This is a genomic window from Catellatospora coxensis, from assembly GCF_016862635.1.
In the GTDB taxonomy this organism is placed as follows: domain Bacteria; phylum Actinomycetota; class Actinomycetes; order Mycobacteriales; family Micromonosporaceae; genus Catellatospora; species Catellatospora coxensis.
Map to the genome: position 1 here is coordinate 1 of NZ_BONI01000180.1, position 2364 is coordinate 2364.

The window sequence follows — 2364 nt, forward strand, 5'->3', positions numbered from 1 at the left end:
CTCCGAGCCCGACGCCGAGCGCTTCGAGCTCGCCGCAACCGCCCGGCAACTGCTCGCTCCCCTCGACCTACCGATGGACCTCGACCGGTTCGCTGGCGAACCCGAAGTCGGGCTGGGTCTCGCTCAAGGACTTCACCTACGCCCCCTACAACGGCCGGCACCTGGTCTACGCCACCACCCACGACAACGGCAGCAGCTGGGGATCGATGAACTTCAGCCTGTTCACCAACTGGTCCGACATGGCCTCGGCCAGCCAGAACACCATGTCGTCGGGCACCGTCGCGCCGTCGCTGTTCTACTTCGCCCCCCGCAACATCTGGGTGCTGGCCTACCAGTGGGGCGGACCGGCGTTCTCCTACCGCACCTCCAGCGACCCGACCAACCCCAACGGCTGGTCCGCGCCGCAGACCCTGTTCTCCGGCAGCATCTCCGGCTCCGGCACCGGACCCATCGACCAGGCCGTCATCGGTGACAGCTCGAACATGTACCTGTTCTTCGCCGGCGACAACGGCAAGATCTACCGGGCCAGCATGCCCATCGGCAACTTCCCCGGCAGCTTCGGCTCCACCTCCACGGTGATCATGAGCGACACGACGAACAACCTGTTCGAAGCGGTCCAGGTCTACAAGGTCGCGGGCCAGAACCAGTACCTCATGATCGTCGAGGCGATCGGCTCGCAGGGCCGCTACTTCCGCTCCTTCACCGCCACCAGCCTCGGCGGCTCGTGGACCCCGCAGGCCGCCACCGAGAGCAACCCCTTCGCCGGCAAGGCCAACAGCGGCGCCACCTGGACCAACGACATCAGCCACGGCGAGCTGATCCGCAGCAACGCCGACCAGACCATGACCATCGACCCCTGCAACCTGCAGCTGCTCTACCAGGGCCGCTCGCCGAACTCCGGCGGCGACTACGGGCTGCTGCCCTACCGGCCCGGCCTGCTGACCCTGCAGCGCTGACGCCGTCGACCGGGTCGCGCAGCGGTTCGGCCCGGTGACCCGTTCCGGGTGCCCCGAGTTCCGATCATCGGGGCACCCGGCCGGCGGCGGGCCGATCCAGGCCGCGACCGGTTGTCGGGTCCGCCGGCCACTCACCGCGGCCGACGGATCCGACAGCACCGGTGGCCTCTGGCCGCCGCGGCTCTACCCGCCCGTGTCGACGAGACGGGCGGCAGTACCAGACCGGCCGGCGGGCACGCCCATGCCTGCCCGGCGCCGGTGCGCCGGCGCACTACCGCACCGCGGCGGGCACCCGCCCGCGGCGGGCCTCCACGGACCTGTCCACCCGCTTCCAGGAGACAGACATGTCACGAACAGCCTCCGGCCGCACGTTGCGTGCGGCCCTGACAGCCGCGACGCTCGTCGCTGCCACCGCCCTGACCACCGTCGCCCTGGCCACCTCGGCCGAGGCGGGCACGACCCTGGGCGCGTCGGCCGCCGAACGCGGACGCTATTTCGGCGCCGCCGTCGCCGCGTTCAAACTCAGCGACTCCACGTACGTCAACATCCTCAACCGCGAGTTCAACTCGGTCACCGCGGAGAACGAGATGAAGTGGGACGCCACCGAGCCGTCCCAGGGCAACTTCAGCTACACCAACGCCGACCGCATCGTCAGCCACGCCCAGAGCAGGGGCATGGCGATCCGCGGGCACGCCCTGCTCTGGCACCAGCAGCAGCCCGGCTGGGCGCAGAACATGTCCGGCAGTGCCCTGCGCTCGGCGATGATCAACCACGTCACGCAGGTCGCCACCAAGTACCGCGGGAGGATCCACTCCTGGGACGTGGTGAACGAGGCGTTCGCCGACGGCAGCTCCGGCGCGCGGCGCGATTCCAACCTGCAGCGAACCGGCAACGACTGGATCGAGGCCGCGTTCCGCGCCGCGCGAGCCGCCGACCCGAACGCCAAGCTGTGCTACAACGACTACAACACCGACGGCGTCAACGCCAAGTCGACCGGCATCTACAACATGGTGCAGGACTTCAAGGCCCGCGGCGTGCCGATCGACTGCGTCGGCTTCCAGTCGCACCTGACCAACTCGGCCCCGTCGGACTACCAGGCCAACCTGCAGCGCTTCGCCAACCTCGGCGTCGACGTGCAGATCACGGAGCTCGACATCTCCGGATCCAACCAGGCCGCCGCCTTCGCGACCGTCACCAACGCCTGCCTGGCCGTGACCCGCTGCAACGGCATCACCGTGTGGGGCATCCGCGACAGCGACTCCTGGCGCACCGGCCAGAACCCCCTGCTGTTCGACTCCTCCGGCAACAAGAAGGCCGCCTACACCTCGGTGCTCAACGCCCTGAACAGCACCCCGCCCACCAACCCGTCGCCGTCGCCGTCCACGCCGGGCGGGCCGGTGGACACCGG

2 protein-coding genes are annotated in these 2364 nt (G+C 69.5%); both read left to right on the forward strand.

The window, feature by feature from the left end; translation table 11 throughout:
- On the forward strand, positions 1–956 hold a 956-nt coding region (locus Cco03nite_RS41840), incomplete at its 5' end, for a glycoside hydrolase family 62 protein (protein ID WP_275412120.1).
- A 344-nt stretch (positions 957–1300) separates the two neighbouring features.
- On the forward strand, positions 1301–2364 hold a 1064-nt coding region (locus Cco03nite_RS41845; RefSeq protein WP_203699610.1), incomplete at its 3' end, for a glycoside hydrolase family 10 protein.